This window comes from Microbacterium cucumeris (genome assembly GCF_058349845.2).
Genome location: NZ_JBYRIZ020000004.1, coordinates 263,673 through 284,157 on the forward strand (window position 1 = coordinate 263,673; position 20,485 = coordinate 284,157).

At 66.9% G+C, this 20,485-nt stretch carries 15 protein-coding genes; 6 read left to right on the forward strand and 9 right to left on the reverse strand.

The window, feature by feature from the left end; genetic code table 11:
* The first annotated feature begins 26 nt into the window (after nt 1-26).
* The 4 genes from AC3RXZ_RS12915 to AC3RXZ_RS12930 are packed head-to-tail and all read left to right on the forward strand — an operon-like array spanning nt 27 to nt 4,286.
* The gene (locus AC3RXZ_RS12915) at nt 27-674 is read left to right on the forward strand and encodes a GntR family transcriptional regulator (RefSeq protein WP_243229489.1); all 648 of its coding nucleotides are present in this window, start codon (nt 27-29) and stop codon (nt 672-674) included.
* Entirely contained in the window at nt 671-2,197 is a 1,527-nt protein-coding gene (locus AC3RXZ_RS12920; protein ID WP_243229490.1) for an MmgE/PrpD family protein, read from the forward strand. Before AC3RXZ_RS12915 ends, AC3RXZ_RS12920 begins: the two co-directional genes overlap by 4 nt.
* Nucleotides 2,197-3,105: a methylisocitrate lyase gene (prpB, locus tag AC3RXZ_RS12925; protein ID WP_491494278.1), complete on the forward strand. Its 909-nt coding sequence runs from the start codon at nt 2,197-2,199 to the stop codon at nt 3,103-3,105. Before AC3RXZ_RS12920 ends, prpB begins: the two co-directional genes overlap by 1 nt.
* Before the next feature lie 47 nt (nt 3,106-3,152).
* Nucleotides 3,153-4,286, forward strand: coding sequence for a bifunctional 2-methylcitrate synthase/citrate synthase (locus tag AC3RXZ_RS12930; RefSeq protein ID WP_491494279.1), 1,134 nt, complete (start codon nt 3,153-3,155; stop codon nt 4,284-4,286).
* Nucleotides 4,287-4,361: 75 nt separating this feature from the next.
* On the opposite strand, the gene AC3RXZ_RS12935 is transcribed toward AC3RXZ_RS12930, so the two are convergent.
* The 5 genes from AC3RXZ_RS12935 to AC3RXZ_RS12955 all read right to left on the reverse strand — a co-directional run bounded on the left by AC3RXZ_RS12935 (nt 4,362) and on the right by AC3RXZ_RS12955 (nt 11,516).
* Nucleotides 4,362-6,860, reverse strand: a complete 2,499-nt coding sequence (locus AC3RXZ_RS12935) for an alpha/beta hydrolase (protein WP_491494280.1) — start codon at nt 6,858-6,860, stop codon at nt 4,362-4,364.
* Between the two features lie 234 nt (nt 6,861-7,094).
* Complete coding sequence (locus tag AC3RXZ_RS12940; protein WP_374208981.1) at nt 7,095-8,144, reverse strand: LacI family DNA-binding transcriptional regulator; 1,050 nt, start codon at nt 8,142-8,144, stop codon at nt 7,095-7,097.
* 167 nt (nt 8,145-8,311) lie between these two features.
* Complete coding sequence (locus AC3RXZ_RS12945; RefSeq protein ID WP_243229495.1) at nt 8,312-9,649, reverse strand: ABC transporter substrate-binding protein; 1,338 nt, start codon at nt 9,647-9,649, stop codon at nt 8,312-8,314.
* Nucleotides 9,650-9,708: 59 nt separating this feature from the next.
* The gene (locus AC3RXZ_RS12950) at nt 9,709-10,539 is read right to left on the reverse strand and encodes a carbohydrate ABC transporter permease (protein WP_243229496.1); all 831 of its coding nucleotides are present in this window, start codon (nt 10,537-10,539) and stop codon (nt 9,709-9,711) included.
* A 59-nt stretch (nt 10,540-10,598) separates the two neighbouring features.
* The gene (locus AC3RXZ_RS12955; protein ID WP_243229497.1) at nt 10,599-11,516 is read right to left on the reverse strand and encodes a carbohydrate ABC transporter permease; all 918 of its coding nucleotides are present in this window, start codon (nt 11,514-11,516) and stop codon (nt 10,599-10,601) included.
* A 177-nt stretch (nt 11,517-11,693) separates the two neighbouring features.
* On the opposite strand from AC3RXZ_RS12955, the gene AC3RXZ_RS12960 reads away from it, so the two are divergent.
* Nucleotides 11,694-14,033, forward strand: coding sequence for a glycoside hydrolase family 3 N-terminal domain-containing protein (locus AC3RXZ_RS12960; RefSeq protein WP_243229498.1), 2,340 nt, complete (start codon nt 11,694-11,696; stop codon nt 14,031-14,033).
* A gap of 3 nt (nt 14,034-14,036) precedes the next feature.
* Complete coding sequence (gene arfA / locus AC3RXZ_RS12965) at nt 14,037-15,551, forward strand: arabinosylfuranosidase ArfA (RefSeq protein WP_243229499.1); 1,515 nt, start codon at nt 14,037-14,039, stop codon at nt 15,549-15,551.
* A 91-nt stretch (nt 15,552-15,642) separates the two neighbouring features.
* Here arfA (AC3RXZ_RS12965) and arfA (AC3RXZ_RS12970) read toward each other — a convergent pair whose 3' ends face one another.
* From arfA (AC3RXZ_RS12970) to AC3RXZ_RS12985, 4 genes are read right to left on the reverse strand one after another with little or no spacing between them, the layout of a single operon-like run.
* A complete protein-coding gene (gene arfA / locus AC3RXZ_RS12970; protein ID WP_243229500.1) occupies nt 15,643-17,178 on the reverse strand; it encodes an arabinosylfuranosidase ArfA in 1,536 nt (511 codons plus the stop codon).
* Nucleotides 17,179-17,211: 33 nt separating this feature from the next.
* Complete coding sequence (locus AC3RXZ_RS12975; RefSeq protein WP_243229501.1) at nt 17,212-18,123, reverse strand: carbohydrate ABC transporter permease; 912 nt, start codon at nt 18,121-18,123, stop codon at nt 17,212-17,214.
* Complete coding sequence (locus AC3RXZ_RS12980) at nt 18,123-19,070, reverse strand: carbohydrate ABC transporter permease (protein WP_243229502.1); 948 nt, start codon at nt 19,068-19,070, stop codon at nt 18,123-18,125. Before AC3RXZ_RS12980 ends, AC3RXZ_RS12975 begins: the two co-directional genes overlap by 1 nt.
* Nucleotides 19,067-20,404: a substrate-binding domain-containing protein gene (locus tag AC3RXZ_RS12985; RefSeq protein ID WP_243229503.1), complete on the reverse strand. Its 1,338-nt coding sequence runs from the start codon at nt 20,402-20,404 to the stop codon at nt 19,067-19,069. Before AC3RXZ_RS12985 ends, AC3RXZ_RS12980 begins: the two co-directional genes overlap by 4 nt.
* Nucleotides 20,405-20,485 lie beyond the last annotated feature (81 nt).

Here is a 20,485-nt window from a genome sequence, read left to right on the forward strand (position 1 = left end):
CGCCATTCTGTGTATACAGTAGAGGCATGCGGGCGAGCGAACGCGCCTATGCGGCGCTTCTGGAGGACATCCAGTCCGGTGCGCTCGCTCCCGGGGCGGTGCTCGCCGAGGTGGAGCAGTCCGAGCGTCTGGGGGTGAGCCGGACTCCCCTGCGCGAGGCGCTGCAGCTGCTGGCCGCCGACGGGCTCGTCGTCCAGCAGTCTCCGCGCGTGACGGTCGTGTCGGACCTGGATGCCGACGACATCCGCTCCCTGTTCGAGATCCGGCGCGCGCTCGAGGAGGCCGCCGCCCGGCTCGCGGCCCACCGCGGCGAGGTCGAGGTGTTCGCCGCACTGGCGGCCGAGTTCGCCACGATCGATCTCGCGGCGGCCCGCGGGACGGACGACTACTACGCCCTGATCTCCCGCCTGGACGGCGCGATCGATCGGGCCGTCGCCAACGACTACATGTCCTCCGCGCTGCGGACCGTGCGCACGCATCTCGGGCGCGTGCGCCGCATGGCGCGCGACAAGCCCGAGCGCCTGGCCGCGTCCGTCGCCGAGCATCGCCTGATCGCCGAGGCGCTGGCCGACCGCGACGGTGAGCTGGCTGCGCACGCGACGCATGTGCATCTGCGCAACGCCCTCTCCAGCATCCTCGATTCCCTCTCGACCCACAGCGAAGGACAGCCATGACCGTCACCCACCACGTCCGCGTCTACCGCTCCGAGGAGGAGCTCCCGCGCGAGCAGCAGCTCGCCTGGCGGATCGCCGAGGTCGCCGCCGACCCCGTCGACGTCGAGCCCGAGGTCGTCGACATGATCATCAACCGCATCATCGACAACGCGGCGGTCGCTGCGGCATCCCTCACCCGTGCACCGATCGTCGCCGCGCGCGATCAGGCGTTCAGCCACCCTGTCTCCACGGGCGGCGAGGGAGCGACCGTGTTCGGAGCCGCGCTCGAGCGGCGCACCAGCCCGGAATGGGCGGCCTGGGCGAACGGCGTCGCCGTGCGCGAGCTCGACTATCACGACACGTTCCTGGCCGCCGAGTACTCCCACCCCGGAGACAACATCCCGCCGATCCTCGCCGTCGCCCAGCACGCGGGCTGCGACGGACAGGCGCTCGTGCGGGGAATCGCCACGGGCTACGAGATCCAGGTCGACCTGGTCCGCGCGATCTCGTTGCACAAGCACAAGATCGACCACGTCGCGCACCTCGGACCCTCGGCCGCGGCCGGGATCGGCACGCTGCTGGGCCTCGACGTCGAGACCATCCATCAGGCGGTCGGCCAGGCGCTGCACACCACCACCGCCACGCGGCAGAGCCGCAAGGGCGAGATCTCCACGTGGAAGGCGCACGCCCCCGCCTTCGCCGGGAAGATGGCGGTCGAGGCCGTGGACCGCGCGATGCGCGGCCAGACCTCGCCCGCGCCGATCTACGAGGGCGAGGACGGCGTCATCGCCTGGATGCTGGACGGCAAGGACGCGTCCTACGAGGTGCCGCTCCCGGCGACCGGCGAGGCCAAGCGCGCCATCCTCGACACGTACACGAAGGAGCACTCCGCCGAGTATCAGGCGCAGGCGTGGATCGACCTGGCCCGCAAGCTCCACCGCGAGCACCCCGAGCTCATCGATCCGGCGAACGTGGCGAGCATCGTGCTGCACACGAGCCACCACACGCATCACGTGATCGGCTCGGGGGCGAACGACCCGCAGAAGTACGACCCGCAGGCCTCGCGCGAGACGCTGGACCACTCGATCCCGTACATCTTCGCGGTCGCGCTGCAGGACGGCACGTGGCACCACGTCGACTCCTACCTGCCCGAGCGCGCCGCGCGGGCGGACACGGTCGCGCTCTGGCACCGGATCACCACCGCCGAGGACGCCGAGTGGACGCGTCGCTACCACTCGATCGACCCCGCCGAGAAGGCGTTCGGCGGGCGGGTCGAGATCACGCTGACGGACGGGACCACGCTGGTCGACGAGATCGCGGTGGCCGACGCCCATCCGCTCGGTGCTCGGCCGTTCGCGCGCGAGCACTACATCGCCAAGTTCCGGCTGCTCGCCGAGCCCGTGCTCGATGAGGCCGAGATCGAGCGCTTCCTCGCGCTCGTGCAGCGCCTGCCCGAGCTGACGGCGGCCGAGGTCGGCGAGCTGTCGATCATCGCGCGCCCCGGCATCCTGTCCGCCGAGCCGACCACGCGGGGTCTGTTCTGATGCTGTACTCCACCACCACCCCGGCCGAGAAGCGGCGACTGCTCCGCGAGCGCCTCGCGAGCGGTGAGCTGCTGCGCTTCCCCGGCGCGTTCAACCCGCTCAGCGCCCGGCTCATCGAGCGGAAGGGCTTCGACGGCGTTTACATCTCGGGCGCCGTCCTGTCGGCGGACCTCGGGCTGCCCGACATCGGACTGACCACGCTCACGGAGGTCGCCTCGCGCGCGCAGCAGATCGCGCGCATGACCGACCTTCCCGCGATCGTGGACGCCGACACCGGCTTCGGCGAGCCGATGAACGTGGCGCGCACGATCCAGACGCTCGAGGATGCCGGACTCGCCGGCACGCACATCGAGGACCAGGTGAACCCGAAGCGCTGCGGGCACCTCGACGGCAAGAGCGTCGTCGACGAGAGCACGGCGATCAAGCGCATCCGGGCGGCGGCAGACGCACGCCGCGACGAGAACTTCCTCATCATGGCGCGCACCGACATCCGCGCCGTGGAGGGTCTGGATGCCGCGATCGACCGCGCCAAGGCGCTGGTGGACGCCGGCGCCGACGCGGTGTTCCCCGAGGCGATGCGCGACCTCGGCGAGTTCGAGGCGATGGCGAAGGCCCTGGGCGTGCCGATCCTCGCCAACATGACCGAGTTCGGCAAGTCCGAGCTGTTCTCGACCGATCAGCTCCGGGACGCCGGAGTGAACATCGTCATCTGGCCGGTCTCGCTGCTGCGCATCGCGATGGGCGCCGCGGACCGCGCACTCGATACGCTGAACGAGGAAGGGCATCTCACCTCGAAGCTGGGGGAGATGCAGCACCGCGCAGATCTCTACGATCTGATCGACTACGAGTCGTACAACCACTTCGACTCCGGCGTCTTCAACTTCACCATCGCTCCGCCCGCTCGGTGAGCGAGCGGAGCGAGTCGAAACACAATTTCCGCGCAAAGGAGCAGGACATGGCAGACACCGAGATCCGCAAGGGCCTGGCCGGAGTGGTCGTCGACACGACGGCGATCAGCAAGGTCAACCCCGAGACGAACAGTCTGCTGTACCGCGGATACCCGGTTCAGGAGCTCGCCGCGACCCAGCCCTTCGAGGCGGTCGCCTACCTGCTCTGGCACGGCGAGCTTCCGGATGCCGGTCAGCTGGCGGCCTTCCGCTCCGCGGAGCGGAAGCACCGCGCGCTGGAGGACAACGTCAGGGCCGCGATCGATCTGATCCCGCTCGAGGCGCATCCCATGGACGAGGTCCGCACGGCGGTGAGCGTGATCGGGGCCTCGGACCCGGACGCGGGCGGGTCGGTGCTGAACGCGGGCGGGAGCCCGGAGCAGAACCTCGAGCGCAGCATCCGCCTCTTCGCCGCGCTCCCCGCGATCGTGGCCTACGGCCAGCGCCGCCGACGCGGACAGGACATCGTCGCGCCGCGCGACGACCTCGACTACTCGGCGAACTTCCTCTGGATGACCTTCGGCGAGGTGCCGGATCCTGTGGTGGTCGACGCGTTCAACCGCTCGATGATCCTGTACGCGGAGCACTCCTTCAACGCGTCCACGTTCACCGCCCGGGTCATCACGTCGACGCTGAGCGACCTGTACTCGGCCGTCGTCGGCGCGATCGGCGCTCTCAAGGGCCCGCTGCACGGCGGAGCCAACGAAGCGGTGCTGCACATCTTCGACGAGATCGGCGATGCCTCCAACGTCGCGTCCTGGCTGGATCGCGCGCTCGCGGAGAAGCGCAAGATCATGGGGTTCGGCCACCGGGTCTACAAGAGCGGCGACTCGCGGGTGCCGACCATGAAGACGGCCCTCGACACGCTCGTCGAGCACTACGGCCGCGCGGATGTCGCGGAGCTGTACGAGACGCTCGAACAGGAGTTCGTGTCCCGCAAGGGGATCTATCCCAACCTGGACTACCCCTCGGGGCCGGCCTACAACCTCATCGGCTTCGACACTCTGACGTTCACGCCGCTGTTCGTCGCGGCTCGCGTCACGGGATGGACCGCGCACGTGATCGAGCAGGCGAGCGCCAACGCGCTCATCCGTCCGCTGTCGGCCTACGACGGCGTGGACGAGAGGCACATCCAGATCTGAACACCGCATGAGACAGGGGATGCGGCCGATCCGGCCGCATCCCCTGTCCGCGTCAGCTCGTCGTCGGCGGCGCCATCACGCCCCGTCTGCGACCGTGAAGGCGAACGTCCCGGTCTTCGAGACGTTGCCTGAACGATCGTGCGCGTTGTACTTCACCAGGTACTCGCCCGAAGGGAGTTCCACGGTCGCCGTGTGCGATCCGCTCTCGGCACCGTTCATCGCCGACTGCGTGCTCTCGACGAGCTTGCCGTCCTGGTAGACGTTCGCGACGATGCGCTCGAGTCCACCGATGTCGGATGCGTCGACCTGAATGCTCACCGCGTCGAACGGGCCCGCCGTCGACGGCGACACCAGTGCCGCCTCTGGGCGAAGGTCGTCAGCGGGAAGACTCTGGAACAGACGCGGTGCGAAGTCGATCAGGTTCTTCTGCCAGACGTCCCATCCGTGCGGTCCCACCGTCACGCCGTCGAACTCGTACTCGATGCCGAGCTCGTCCAGCACCGGGAGCGAGTTCATCACGGACCCGTATGTGAAGTCGGTGATGTCTCCCGTGTAGAGCCGGAACAGTTCGGTGCCCGCGTTGATGGCGTCAGCATCCACGCCCGCCGCGCCGCCGAAGCCGGCGGCGAACGTGCCGATCCAGGCGAACTCGCCCGGATGCGCCTTCAGCACCGAGACCGTGCGCGCTCCTCCGGCCGACAGGCCGGCCAGTGCGCGCTTGGCAGGGTTGACGCTGATGTTGTAGTGGTTCTCCGCGGTCGGTACGACGTTGTCGAGCAGCTCGGTCGGGTAGTCGTTGACGTTGCCGTTGGGCATCACCACGACCATCGGTTGGATCGATCCGTCGCGCGAGAGGTTGTCGAGGATCTGGCGTGCTCGGCCGACCTCCACCCAGTCCGTCCAGCTCTGGCCTCCACCGTGGTTGAGCACGAACAGCGGGTAGGGTTCAGCGCGTTCGGGGTCGTAGCCCGGCGGAGTCCAGACATAGGCGCTGCGCTCCTGACCGGCCACACTGCTCTGGTACGTCATGACCTCCAGATCGCCGCCTTCGCCTTCTGGCACGTCGGTGAGCAGACGTGAAGCCTCCCCTTCGACGAGGAAGGTGCTCCACGCGGGTTCGGACGTGACGGAGGCCGGGTTGGAGGTGTCCTTGACCGCCTGACGATCGACGATGAGCCGGTAGTGGTAGAACCACGGGTCCAGCGGACCGATCGTCGTCTGCCAGCGGTCGCCCACCTTGCTCATCTCCGTGCGCAGCCAACTGCCCCCGGGCGCGATGTTCGCCCACACCGAGACGTATTCGGCCTCCGCGAACTCCGTCGTCGTCTCGAAGGTGACGAAGCCGTCCTCGCTGATCCATGGTGTCGGCGTTGTGCCGGATGCCGGCTTCTCGAAGCGCTCGGTGAGCGCGGTGTGTCCCTCACTCATCGCGGGGTCGGAAGCCTCACCGGTGAACAACCGCGGGGCGAAGTCGATGAGGTTCTCCTGCCAGGCGTTCCAGTTGTGCCCGGCATCCGGGTTCACGCCGTCGAACTGGTAGTGCAGACCGAGCTCGTCGAACTTCTGGAAGGAATCGTAGACGTCATTGTGCGCGATGTCCGTCGGATTGCCGACGTAGACGCGGAAGAGGTCCGTCCTGTTGTTCATCTTCGACACCGGGATGCTCGCCAGATCGTCGAATCGACCGGCGCCGAACGTGCCGATCTGGGCGAACTCGCCGGGGTGCTCGCTGAAGACCTCGAACGTCTGGCCGCCGCCCATCGACAGGCCGGCGAGTGCCCGCTTCTTCTTCGAGGGCGAGGCGTTGTAGTTGTCCTCGACGGCGGGGACGATGTTCTCCAGAAGCTCGGCGGAGAAGTCGGAGACGTTCCCGTTGCCCATCACCACGATCATGTCCTCGAGCTGACCCGACAACCACAGGTTGTCGAGGATCTGCTCGGCACGACCGACCTCCACCCAGTCGCGGTAGCTCTGGCCACCGCCATGCTGCAGGTAGAAGACCGGGAACTTCTTGCCCTTGGGCTTGTATGTCGGTGGAAGCCAGACGAGCGCCTCACGCTCCTCGCCGGCGACCGCGCTGTCGTAGGTCATCGTCTCGATGGTGCCTGCCTCCTCCGGCGCGTCGGCGAGCAGGGCCGCCGATTCACCTGGAATGAAGAACGTGCTCCATTCCGGCTCGGACGCGACTCTCGTGGGGTTGCTCGCGTCCTTGAGCACTTTGCTGTCGTCTCCCGTCACCTGGTAGTAGTACAGGCCAGGCTCGAACGGGCCGTAGGTCGCGGTCCAGTTGGCGCCACTGCGCTGCAGGCCGATCTGCGCCCAGTTGTGCGAGGGGCCGAAGTTGCCCTCGACGACCACCTGCGATACCGGCCCGACGGCCTCCTCGACGGCGGCGTTCGGCACGCTGATGCGCAGATAGCCGTCGGCCTGCACGCCGACCCACGGCTCCGCGGCGGCCGCAGGAGCCGTCGCCGTCAACCCGGCGAAGGCGACGAGTGCAGCCGTGAGCAACCCGATCGCGCGCCGTCCTCTCCAGGACCGACCCGAAGGCCGGTGCTTTGACATGTTCTCCATCGATTCCTCATCTCGTGTGATTCGGCCGACTCGGAGAGACGCTCGTTCATGCAGCGACGCCGGAGCCGGATGGCGAGCACGAACTCTACGCGATCTTGATTTACAACGTCGTAAAGTGCGCGCGGGGCCACTATCCCAGAGCTTCCATTGGGACGTCAAGAAGAATTTATAACGTTGTAGGTGCCGAAGGAGTTCGACCTGTCGAGTTGCGGCGGCCGATCGGAGGCGGAGTGCTCAGGCGTTCGGCGTTGCTTCCGCGGCGCGCCCGGGGAACCCGGTCGACTCGCGGCGGACGATGCGGAAGCCCGGCTTGACCGTTCGCGGCGGACGGCGATCGCCCTTCTCCTCGATGCGTTCGATGAGGAGATCGACTGCGGTGAGTGCGATCTGGGCGCTGCCCGCGTCCACGCTCGACATCGACGGCATGGCGAATCGGGCCTCGTCGATGTTGTCGAATCCGATGACCGCCACATCCTCCGGGACCCGGAGGCCTGCCTCACCGAGTGCACGAAGGGCGCCAAGCCCCAGGGCGTCGTTGAGGGCGAAGACCGCATCGAAGGCGATCCCTTCGCCGACCAGCTCGCGGACCGCCAAGGCGCCGGCGGTGCGGTTCCAGTGCTCCGTCGTGCGGATCAGTCGCGGATCGACCTCGATGCCCGCGCCCTCGAAGGCCTGTCGATAGCCCGCCAGGCGCAATGTCGCGGAACTCGTTCCCGCCAGGGGAGCCGCCTCGGCACCGACGATGGCGACCCGACGCCGGCCGATGTCGAGCAGATGCTCTACCGCGGCTCTCGCCGAGGAGACGTTGTGCATCGTCACGTGGTCGGTCGGACCGTCGAAGATGCGCTCGCCGAGCAGGACGAGCGGGAAGCCGGTGTTCAAGGAATCGGCGTCGGACTGCCCGAGCGCGAAGGGGCTGAACAGGAGTCCGTCGGTCAGACGCAGCCGTCCACCCGTGATGACCTGCAGCTCGCGCTCGCGATTGCCGCTGGTCTGCTCGACGACGACGCCGAGTCCGCGTGCGTCGGCGGCGCGGATGACGGCGTCTGCCAGCTTGGCGAAGTAGTTCTCGCTGATCGCAGGGACGGCGAGTCCGATGACACCGGTGCGCCCGGAGCGGAGCCCGCGCGCCGACAGATTCGGCCGATAGCCCAGCTCCGTGATCGCCGCCTGGACGCGCTCACGAGTGGACGTGCGCACGTGCGGATAGTCATTGATGACGTTGGAGACCGTCTTGATGGAGACGCCGGCGACCCTGGCGACGTCGTGCATCGTCGGATCCATCGTTCCACCAATCGCTGTGTCACGGCTCAGCCGCGTTGTCTTCACTCTAGCCGCGCCGTCCCGGTCGTCAGCGATCATGTGTGTCGGCCGCGCGTCCGCTGCTTCCGCCCGGTCGGGCGCCACGCGGTTGGGGCGGATGAACCTCCGCCCCAACCGCATGCGCGGGACTACTGGCCCAGTTCGTTCTGCACGGTTTCCTGTGCCTGATCGAGGGCTTCCTCCGCAGGCGTGCCGTTCTCGTAGATCTCGTTGAGAGTGACCGTCCGGAACTGGTTGTCCACAGTCGGCAGGTTCTCGTTGGAGAACGACTCGAAGTGGCCGATGCCGTCCTTCACCGAGTTCAGCACGTCGAAGAGGTTCGTCTGGAAGTACTGGTTGAACTTGTTGTCCGGGTTGTGCGTGACCGCCTCGTCCTCCCAGACCGACATGTTGACCGGATCGAAGCCGAGGACCTCCCACACCGCCACGTTGGCTTCGAGGGACAACTTCGTGTAGGCGAGGAAATCGCTGGCGAGTTCCTTGTTCTCGCTGGCAGCCATCACGGCGGTGCCGGTGCCGCCGCCGCCGATCGTGAGGACCTCGGAGCCCTCGATCTGCGGAGCCGGAGCGATGGCGATCTTGCCTGCCAGGTCAGGCATGTAGTCGACGTAGCGCGACGTGTACCACGCCGGATAGACGATGGCGGCGTAGTCACCGCTGTTGATGGCGCCGAAGGCCTCCTCGCTGTCCGGGCTGCCGCCGGGAATCGTCGAGAGCGCACCCGATTCCTTCATGTCCTGGAACATCTGCATCGTCTCGACGACCTCGGGGCTGTTCACCGCGGGCGCGCCGAGCCCATCGTCCTCGAAGAGCTGTCCGCCGTTCTGGGCGATCGCCAGAGGCTCGGTGAAGAAGACGCCCGTGCTTGCGACGCTGAAGGCCTTGTCCGTCGCCTGGTTGTACGCGGTTCCGGCCGCAGCGAAGTCATCCCAGGTCTTGATCGTCGTGTAGTCGACACCGGCGGCCTCGAGCAATTCGGTGTTGTAGAACGCGACGAAGGCGCCGACGTGCGTCGGGTAGCCGTAGATCTTGCCGTCTCGGCTGTAAAGGTCGAGCCGGGCCTGCACGATGTCGTCGGCGTAGGGAGCGGCGGCCTCGGTCAGGTCGGCGAGCGGCGGGTTGCTGCCCTTGACGAAGTTCGCGAACTTGCCGACCTCGATGTCCGCGAGGTCGGGCAGTCCCTGGCCCGAGTTTACGGCGAGCAGAAGCTTGTCGTGCATGTCCTGGTAGGGGTAGACGGTGATGTTGAGGTCGACGGCCTTGTCGGGATTCTCCTCATTCCACTTCTCGGCCATCTCTTCGTAGACCTGGCCGTGGAGTTCGGCGAACACCCACATGTCCAGTGCGGTCGCGCCGTCGGCGCCTTCGCCGCCGCCGTCCGGCTGGCCGCCGCTCGTGCAGCCGGCCAGAGCTCCGACTGCCAGCCCTGCCGCGATCGTTGCGGTCAGCATCCTTCGGATTCGCATGATGTTGCTCCTGACTGTGTGTTGGGTACTGCGGTTGGGGATTGGAGGAACGCGTGAGATCAGCCCTTCACCGCGCCGGCGGTCATGCCGGCCACGAAGAATCGCTGGAACGCGAGGAAGAGGATCAGGATCGGGATCAGGGAGAAGAACGAGCCGATGATCAGCAGCTCGTAGTTGTTGCCGTGAGGAGTCAGCAGGGTGTTGAGGCCGATCGGAAGCAGGAACTTCTCGGGCGAGCGCAGCACCAGAAGCGGCCAGAGGAAGTTGTTCCAGATGGTCATGCCGTTCAGGATCGCCATGGCGGCGAAGGCGGGTTTGGCGATGGGGACCACGAGGCGGAAGAAGATGCCGAACTCCGAGACGCCGTCCACACGGCCGGCTTCGAGGATCTCGCGGGGTACGCCCAGGAAGTACTGGCGGAAGAAGAAGATCGTCACGGCCTGCGCCAGGAAGGGCAGGACGACGATCCAGTACTGGTCTGCGGCGCCGAGGTCGTTGACCTGCACGTAGAGCGGCAGCATGAGCATCTCGAACGGGATGGTCATCAGGATGATCACGAGGATGAAGCCCAGGCTCTTGCCGCGGAATTCGTACATCGCGAATCCGTAGGCGACGAACGAGCTCACCAGCAGCGTGCCGGCCACCTGGACGGCGGTCAGCAGCAGGCTGTTCCAGAACCACTGGAAGTACATGCCGGAATCCGTGAAGAGCATCGCGTAGTTGTCGAAGCTCAGCTCCGAGAGGTCGATCGAGAACGAGATGCCGTTGCGGATGACGTCGTTGCCGTCCTGGAAGGTCCCGACGAAGATCGCGATCACGGGCACGAGCGAGATCAGTGCGATCACGATGAGGAAGGCGCTCTGGATGAGCGTGGCCGTCCTGCGGCTCATGCGCGGCCTCGATGCGCCTGCACTCGAGGTGCGGTCGGATGTCATCGCTGTGTCCTGGCTCATCGCACCGACTCCTTCTTGAACGTTCCCGTGGCCGTGAGCTGGGTGAGGTTGATCGCGAGAACCAGCACCAGGAGCACGACGCCGACGGCGGAGGCGAAGCCGAGGTCGTTCTCCTGAATGCCCTTCCGGTAGAGGTAGCCGACGATCGTGAGCCCCTGATTGTTCGGCGAGTTGTTGCCGGCGTAGAGCATGAAGCTCTCCAGGAACATCGCCAGCCCCCCGTACACGCTGATGGTCGTGACGTACACGATCGTGGGCTTGAGACCGGGAAGCGTCACGTTGAAGAACTGCTGCAGCTTGTTCGCGCCGTCGATGGATGCCGCTTCGTAGTACTCGCTCGGAATCGCCTGCATTCCGGCGAGGAAGTACATCGTGTTGACGCCGGCCCAACGCCACAGCGCGAGAAGCAGGAGCGCCGCCAGTCCGGTGAGGTCTTCACGGAGCCAGCGCACCGGGCCGAACCCGAAGAACTCGACGATCTGGTTCATCAGCCCCGAGTCGGTCTCGGAGAACATCAGCCGGAACACGATGCCCGCGACCACCACGGAGGTCAGAGCGGGCACGAACAGCGACGACTTGAAGAAGTTCTTGATCCGGCTGCTTCCCAGCCTGGAGTTGATGATGGCCGCGAGCGCCATCGGGATCGGGACGAGGATCACGAGCGTCAGCACCATGTAGCGGACGCTGTTGAACATGGCCTTCCAGAACACCTGATCGTTCCAGAGTCGTTCGTAGTTCGCTGTGCCGATGAACGTCGCCTGGCCGTACAGCACCTCCTGGAAGCTCATGATCACGGAACGTCCGACCGGGACGAGCCAGAAGACGAGCAGCGTCACCAGGAACGGCAGGATGAACAGGTACGGTGCGAGCCGCTGGTTGTAGAGCAGCTTCTTCAAGCGGTGTGTCTTCGTCATGCCAGTTTCTTCCTCGAACTGAGTGCCTCTCGGGCCGGACCTCTCCGTCTCGGTTGAGAAGGCTATACTCCGGAGAAGAAATTTACAACGTTGTATCTTCGCGGTCGACCAGCGAGTCTGGAGCAGGCGTTCGCGCGGGGATGCGAACGGTGAGATCCAGTGACGGAAGGCGCACCCATGACGGGCGAGATCTGGCGCGACCCTCGGGTCGGCGTCGAGGCGAGAGTGGATGCGCTCGTCGCGGAACTGACTCGAGAGGAGAAGGTCGCTCAACTCGGCGGGTACTGGGCGGACCAGCGCACCGGCGGCGAGATCATCGCGCCGATGCAGGACGTGTTCTCGGAGGGGAGGGCGCCGTTCGAGCGAGTCGTCCGCCACGGGATCGGTCAGCTCACTCGCGTCTTCGGGACCGCGCCGGTCTCCGCGCGTGACGGAATGACGCGCATTCGGGACGCTCAGCAGCACCTGCTCGATGCCATGCGTGTCGCCATCCCGGCCATCGTCCACGAGGAATGCCTCACCGGTTTCACCACCCTCGGCGCAACGGTCTACCCGACCGCGCTCGCATGGGGTGCGACATTCGACCCGGAACTGGTGGGCGAGATGGCGCGGGCGATCGGCCGCGACATGTCGGCGGTCGGTGTGCACCAGGGCCTGTCCCCGGTGCTGGACGTGGTGACGGATTACCGCTGGGGCCGAGTGGAGGAGACGATGGGCGAAGATCCGTACGTGGTCGCCACGCTGGCATCCGCCTATGTCGAGGGGCTGCAGAACTCCGGCGTGATCGCGACGCTCAAGCACTTCGCCGGGCACGCGTCCTCTCGCGGCGGCCGCAATCACGCGCCGGTCGCCATGGGAGAGCGGGAACTGCGCGATCTCGTGCTCCCTCCCTTCGAGATGGCGGTTCGCCTGGCGGGTGCGCGCAGCGTGATGAACTCCTACACCGAGACTGATCGAGTTCCCGCTGCGGCGGATCGGTGGCTGCTGACCGATCTGCTCCGCGGAGAGTGGGGATTCGATGGCACTGTCGTCTCCGACTACTGGGCTGTCGCCTTCCTGAAGTCCAAGCACGGCTTGGCGGGGACGATGCCCGAGGCCGGACGTCTGGCTCTGCACGCCGGCCTGGACGTCGAACTCCCTGACATCTCGGCATTCCTCGTCCTCGATGACGAAGACCCCGATCCCGAGCGCACCGCCGCCGACATCGACACGGCGTTGCGGCGGGTCCTCAGGCAGAAGATCCAGCTCGGGTTGCTCGACCAGGACTGGAAACCGGCTGAACCCGTCGAACACGACCTGGACAGCCCGGCCAACCGGGACATAGCACGGCGCATGGCGGAGAAGTCCATCGTCCTGCTCGACAATCCCGCGGCCCTGCTTCCCCTCGCGCCGGCAACGTCCCGCATCGCGGTGATCGGGCCCTGCGCCGCCGATCCGAGCGCGCTGATGGGCGCCTACTCGTTCCCCGTGCACGTGCTGCCTCGGCACCCGGGACTCGGGCCGGGGGTGCCGGCGATGTCGCTCCCGGATGCCCTGCGCGCGTCCTTTCCCGGAGCGGGCGTCGCCGTGCAGAGCGGTTGTCCGCTGCAGGATCCCGGCACGGCGGAGGACCTGGCACGCGCCGTCGATGCGGCGACGCACGCCGACGTCGCGATCGTCGTCGTCGGCGATCATGCCGGCATGTTCGGCAAGGGCACGTCCGGCGAGGGCTCGGACGCGGCGTCGCTCGATCTTCCGGGAGATCAGGGAGATCTGGTCGACGCGATTCTCGCGACGGGAACGCCCGTCGTCCTCGTCGTCCTCTCCGGCCGCCCCTACGCGCTCGGACGTTTCGTCGGGCGCGGGGCGGCGGTGCTGCAGGCGTTCATGCCGGGTGTCGAGGGCGCCGGAGCCCTTGCCCGGATCCTGGCTGGGGAAGTCAATCCGAGCGGACATCTGCCGGTGCAGGTGCCGCGCAGTTCCGCGGCTCTTCCGCACACGTACCTCGCGCCTCCGCTCGGGCAGGACGGCGATCGGATCAGCAACCTGTCGATCGCTCCGGCCTTCCCCTTCGGCCACGGCCTGTCGTACACGACCTTCGAGATCGTCGAGCTCGCCGTCGACCACGCCGAGATCGCCACGGACGGCACGGTCACGGCGACGGTGACGATCGCGAACACGGGCGAGCGCGAGGGCGAGACCGTCGTGCAGCTCTATTCGGCCGATCCGGTCGCCCAGGTCACTCGGCCCGTGCAGCAGCTCGTCGGTTATGCGCGTATCGCGATCGAAGCCGGTCAGTGCACGCAGGTGGCGTTCACCCTGCACGCGGATCGCTTCTCGTTCACCGGGCTGTCGCGTCGGCGGATCGTCGAAGCGGGGGAGGTCGTCTTGTCCGCCGGGTTCTCCGTCGGGGACCTCGCGCGATCGAGGACCGTGATGATGACGGGCGAGACGCGCGAGGTCGTCGATCCCGTCCTGCGCACCGAAGCGCATGAGACACGCAGCGCCCGCACGATCTCCGCACAGAATGAGGAATAGAGAATGACCACCGCACGTCTGACCATCGATCCGCATTTCGTCACCGGGCGCATCCAGCGCAGGCTGTTCGGCGGTTTCGTCGAGCACCTCGGCCGTCACATCTACGATGGCGTCTACGAGCCCGGCCATCCGACGGCGGATGCCGAAGGATTCCGCCAGGACGTCATCGATCTCGTCCGCGAGCTGGGAGTGTCGACGATCCGTTACCCCGGCGGCAACTTCGTCTCCGGATTCCGCTGGGAGGACTCGGTCGGTCCGCGCGAGCAGCGCCCGCACCGACTGGACCTCGCCTGGCACTCCACCGAGACCAACGAGGTCGGTCTTCACGAGTTCGCATCCTGGCTGGAGAAGGTCGGAAGCGACCTGATGATGGCTGTCAACCTCGGTACCCGTGGCACCCTTGAGGCGCTCGATCTGCTGGAGTACTCCAACATCCGTGGGGGCACAGCGCTGAGCGAGCTCCGCCGCAGGAACGGGCGCGATGAGCCGTTCGGCGTCGAGATGTGGTGTCTCGGCAATGAGATGGACGGACCATGGCAGCTCGGGCACCGCTCCGCCGACGACTACGGCAAGATCGCGTCGCAGACGGCCAAGGGCATGCGGCAGATCGACCCCGGGGTCAAGCTCGTCGTGTGCGGCTCGTCGAGCGCCCACATGCCGACGTTCGGCGAATGGGAGCGCGTCGTGCTCAGCCACACGTACGACGACGTCGACTACATCTCCTGCCACGCGTACTACGAGGAGAAGGATGGGGACATCGACTCGTTCCTGGCATCCGCTGTCGACATGGACCACTTCATCGAAACGGTGATCGCCACCGCCGACCACGTCGGCGCCGTGCGCGGCAGCACCAAGAAGATCGACATCTCGTTCGACGAGTGGAACGTCTGGTACATCGATCGCTACCACGGAGTGGACAAGATCGAGGGGATCGACAACTGGCCCGTCGCGCCCCGCCTGCTCGAAGACGTGTACTCGGTCGTGGACGCGGTCGTGTTCGGAAGCCTCATGATCTCGCTGCTCAAGCACGCGGACAGGGTCACGAGCGCATCGCTGGCGCAGCTGGTCAACGTGATCGCGCCCATCATGACCGAACCCGGCGGACCCGCCTGGCGTCAGACGACCTTCTACCCGTTCTCGATCACCTCCCGTCTCGCGCAGGGCGAGGCGCTGGAGCTCAAGCTCGATGCTCCGACCTACACGACGCAGGCGTACGGAGAGGTCCCTCTCGTCGACGCTGTCGCCACCCACGATGCCGAGGCCGGACGTTCGGCGGTGTTCCTGGTGAACCGCAGCCGGACGGAGCCGATCACAGTGACGGTCGACGTCGTCGGCCTCGGCGACGTCTCGGTGCTCGAGGCGCACACCCTGAGCGACGAGGACGTGCATGCCAAGAACACCCTCGAGCGGCCGGAACGGGTCACCGTGCACGTCAACGACAGCGTCAGGATCGACGGCGGCGAGCTGACCATCACACTGCCGCCCGTCTCGTGGTCAGCGATCGCCCTGGCGCGCTGAGATCTGTTCCCCCCGACGCTGAGTCGGGGCGGATGAACCGAAGGGCCCTGCTCAGCGCGAGCAGGGCCCTTCGGCGTCGACCAGGTATGGATCAGGCGCGTGCGGCGTTCAGCTCGAGCACCGACCAGGACAGCGGCGGCAGGGTCGCGCGCACGGCGCCGTCCACGACCTCGGCGCCGGCGAGCGGCACCATGCCCACGCGGTCCGGCGCGGTCTCGAGGTTCGCCGTGTGGCGATCGCCGCCCTCCGGGATCGTCAGCGTCTCGGCGCTCGCGATCCGCAGGTCGCCGAAACCGCGCAGGTCCAGCGTCAGGTCGTTGGATGTCTCCAGCGAACGGTTCGCGACGAACACCACGACACGGCCGGTCTCCTCGTCCCATGTCGCTGCGGCGTCCACGGCATCCACGTCGCCGTAGCGCTTCGTGCTGATCTGCGAGGCGTTCACAGCGAGACGCAGGATTCGTCCCTTGGCGAGCCGGGCCATCCGCTCGAAGGGCCAGAAGCTGGTCTGCCGCCACGCGGAACCGCCCTCCTCGGAGCGGATCGGCGCGATGACGTTCACGAGCTGGGCCTGGTTGGCGATCCGCACCCGGTCGCCGTGGCGGAGCAGGCTGTTGAGGAAGGTGCCGACGACGACGGCATCCGTCACCGAGTAGGTGTCCTCGATGAGACGCGGATGCGTGCGCCAGGACTTGGAGACCTGGTGCGGCTGGTCCTCGGTGTCCAGCCCCGACTGGTACCAGACGTTCCACTCGTCGAAGGAGATGTCGACCTGCTTGGTGTGCTTGCCCGCCGCCTTCACGGCGTCGATCGTGGCGACGACGCCCTCGATGAAGGCATCCATCTCCACCGCCTCCGCGAGGAACGACTCGGCGTCGCCGTCGTGCTCCTGGTAGTACGCGTGCATCGAGATGTAGTCGACCTCGTCATACGCGTGCGTGAGCACGGTGTGCTCCCACGTGCCGAACGTCGGCATCTGACGGTTGGAGGAACCGACCGCCACGAGTTCGATGGAGTCGTCGACGAGCTTCATCGCCTTGGCCGTCTCCTGGGCGAGCCGCCCGTACTCCGCGGGCGTCTTGTGCCCGATCTGCCACGGGCCGTCGAGCTCGTTGCCCAGGCACCACAGCTTGATGTCGAACGGGTCTGCCGCGCCGTTGCTGCGTCGCAGATCGGACCAGTAGGTCCCGCCGGGGTGGTTCGCGTACTCGACGAGCGCGCGCGCCTCCTCGACTCCACGGGTGCCGAGGTTGATCGCCTCCATGACCTCCACGTCCGCCTCGCGCGCCCAGTCGACGAACTCGTGCAGCCCGAAGGCGTTCGTCTCGATGGTGTGCCAGGCGCCGTCGATGCGGACCGGGCGGTCCTCGACGGGACCGACGCCGTCCTCCCACCGGTACCCCGACACGAAGTTGCCGCCGGGGTACCGGATCACGGTCGGGCCCATCTCCCGCACCAGGGCGAGCACGTCTCGGCGGAAGCCGCGCTCATCGGCCTGCGGGTGCCCCGGTTCGTAGATGCCGGTGTACACGCAGCGCCCCATGTGCTCGACGAACGACCCGAAGAGCCTCCGGGGGACGTCGGCGATGGTGAAGTCGCGGTCGATGGTGATGCGGGCCTGAGACATTGCTCTCCTTGTGATGGTGGCCGGATGCGGGGACTACTGACCGCCGAAGCCGCTGGTGGCGACGCCCTTGACGATCTGCTTCTGGAAGATGATGAACACGATGATGAGCGGCAGTGCGGCCAGCACCGCCTGGGCCATGACCTGCGCGTACTGCACGCCGTACGCGCTGATGACGGTCTGGAGTCCGACCGGCAGCGTCATCAGCGTGGTGTCGTTGATGACGAGGAACGGCCAGAGGAAGTTGTTCCACGCGCCGATGAACACGAAGATCGCGACGGACGCCAGGATCGGCCGCGACAGCGGCAGCACGATGGACCAGAAGATCCGGAGCCGGCTCGCACCGTCCACGCGGGCCGCATCCTCGAGCTCGATCGGGATGGCGTCGAAGAACCGCTTCAGGATGAACACCATCGCCGGCGCCACGACCTGCGGCAGGATCAGGCCCCAGTACGTGTCGATCATGTTGAACGTGAGCATCTGGTAGAACAGCGGGATGATCAGCACCTGCGGCGGCACGACGATCGACGCGATGATCACGGCGAACAGCCACTTGCGCCCCGTGAAGTCCAGACGCGAGAACGCGTAGGCCGCCAGCGCCGAGATCGCGAGGGTGATCGCGGTCACGGCCGCCGAGGTCCACAGGCTGTTGAACGCCCAGATGTAGACGTTGCCCTGGGAGAGGATCGCGGCGAAGGCCTCGACCGTCGGCCCCGAGGCTCCGATCCACGACGGGTCGCCGGATGCGGCATCCGTCTCGGTCTTGAACGCGGTGGCGACCGCCCACAGGAAGGGCAGCAGCCAGCCGATCGCCATGAGCAGCAGGACGACGAACGCGGTGACCCGCAGCGGGCCGAAGGGCTTCTGTCCCGGTAGTCGAGTGCGGCGCGCCCTGCCGGGCTTCGCGACGGTGATCGTCTCGGTCGGAGAGAGGGTTGCGGTGGACATCACTGCTCCTTCCGACGGCGCATGACCAGGGCCTGCGCGACGCCGATGATGACGATGATGGCGAAGAACACATAGGAGATGGCGGCCGAGTAGCCGAACCGGTAGCTGACGAATCCGGCTTCGTAGATGTACTGCACGATCGATCGCGTAGTGTCACTCGCCACCCCGCCGAGCATCTGATAGGCCTGATCGAACAGCTTCAGGGATGCCAGGATCTGCAGGATGAGGATGAGCACGGTGGCGGGACCCAGCTGCGGCAGGGTGATCGACCAGAACTGGCGCCACGCTCCGGCGCCGTCCAGAGAGGCCGCCTCATACTGCTGCGGCGGGATGTTCTGCATCGCGGCCAGGTAGAGCAGGAAGTTGAACCCGACCGTCCACCAGACCGTCGCGATGACGATCGACAGCATGTTCGTGTCCGGGTTCTGCAGCCACGCGATCGGCTCGAGGCCGAAGAACTTGAGGATGTTGTTGGCTGCGCCGATCTGCGGGTTGAAGATCCACACCCAGATCTGGGAGATGACCGTCGAGGCGAGCAGATACGGCATGAAGAACGACAGACGCCACAGCCACTGGCCGGGCAGGCCGCGATCCACGAGCGCCGCCATGATCAGCGCGATCAGGACGAGCGGCACGGTGGACAGCAGCGTGAACCACACGGTGTTCCACAGCGACTGCCACATCACGGGGTCTGCGAGTGCCTCGGCGTAGTTCGCGAACCCGACGAGCGTTCCTCCCGCGCCGGTCAGCGACTGGTCGGTGAAGCTCAGGTAGATGCCGTGGATGATCGGCCAGGCGAGGAACAGCAGGAAGGCGACGAGGAACGGCGCGAGGAACGCCCAGCTGATGAGCTGCTCGCGCTTGGGCGCACCGGAGCGGCGGCTGCGGTGATCGGCGGCCTTGCCCGTGACGATGACGCGCGTGGACGAGGAGGCGGTGGTGGTCATGGCTTCCACGTCCCTTCAGGATCGGCCGGGTTCGGCTGCTTGAGCCACGTGTTGACCCGTGCCTCGAAGCGGTCGATCGCGACAGCCGGGTCATCGCCGGACAGGAGCACGCCCTGCACGGCGGCGCCGAACTCGCTCTGGAAGTTGGATCCGGACCCCGTGAACCAGGCCTGCGGGTCGTAGACCACGTGGTCGGCCGCTTCGGCGTAGTGGGCCTGCGGGACGAGATCGTCGTACTCGGGCGACTGCGTCACCGGGAGGAACGCGGGGATGTGGCCGGCTTCCGCCCAGCCGAAGGAGCCCTTGAGCATGTCGGCGACGAACCGGTAGGTCAGGTCGCGTCGGACGGGGTCCGCGTTCATCTGATGCGGGAGCACGAATGAGTGCGAGTCGGCGTACACGGCCGGCGTCCCGTACAGCGTCGGGATCATCGTGGCGTCGAAGGGGATGCCGGCGTTCTGCATGGTGCGCAGCTCCCAGACGCCGGTCATCAGCATGCCGCTCTGACCGGTCGCGAACTCGGCCACCGCGGTGCCGTAGTCGGCTTGAGCAGCGGCGATCTCGCCGTCGAGGAGAGACTGCATGAAGGTGAGGACCTCGACCGCGGCATCCTTGTCGATCACGGCCTTGCCGCCGACCGGGAGCTCGATCTCGAGACCGTGCTGCGCGTACAGGCCGTAGAACAGGCGCCACATCTGGGCCCCGTCGCCGAGGTAGCCGTAAGACAGCGCGTGGCCCTCCGCGGCGCCGGCGACCTCGCGGAGCTGGTCCAGGTACTCCTCGGGGGACGAGGTCGGCGTGAGCGTGCCGTCGGTCTCCAGGACCCCGGCCGCGTCGCAGATGTCGGTGTTGAACATCAGGATGAAGGGATGCGCGTCCAGCGCGATGCTGAACAGGTCGTCGCCGACGAAGCCCTTCTCCCAGATCGGTCGCGGGAAGGTGGAGCGGTCCACGCCGAGTTCGGCGAGCCGGTCGACGTCCCAGGTGTCCAGCAGGCCGCCGGGCGCCCATCCGACCGTGCGAGTCGCGTGCATGATCGCGACGTCGGGGGCGCGGCCACCGGCGCCCGCCATGGCGAGCTTGGTGTAGTACGGCGTTCCCCAGGCGAGGACGGTGGGCCGGATGTAGTAGTCGCTCTGGGCATCGTTCACGCCCTGCAGGAGCGCGGACATCGTCACGCCGTCGCCTCCCGACAGCAGATGCCAGAACTGCAGCGTCTGGGCGTTCGAGCCTGAGGGGGCACCGGGGGCGCAGCCGGCGAGCAGCACTGTGCCGGCGGCCACCGATGCGGCAGCGAGGAACTGCCTTCGGGACATATCGAGCGGGGGTGTCATCGTCACTCCTTCGTGACAGCGGTCGGGGTTGCACGGATCGGGCGTCTCATCATTACATCGTGGTAATCCGGTGCGCAAGCC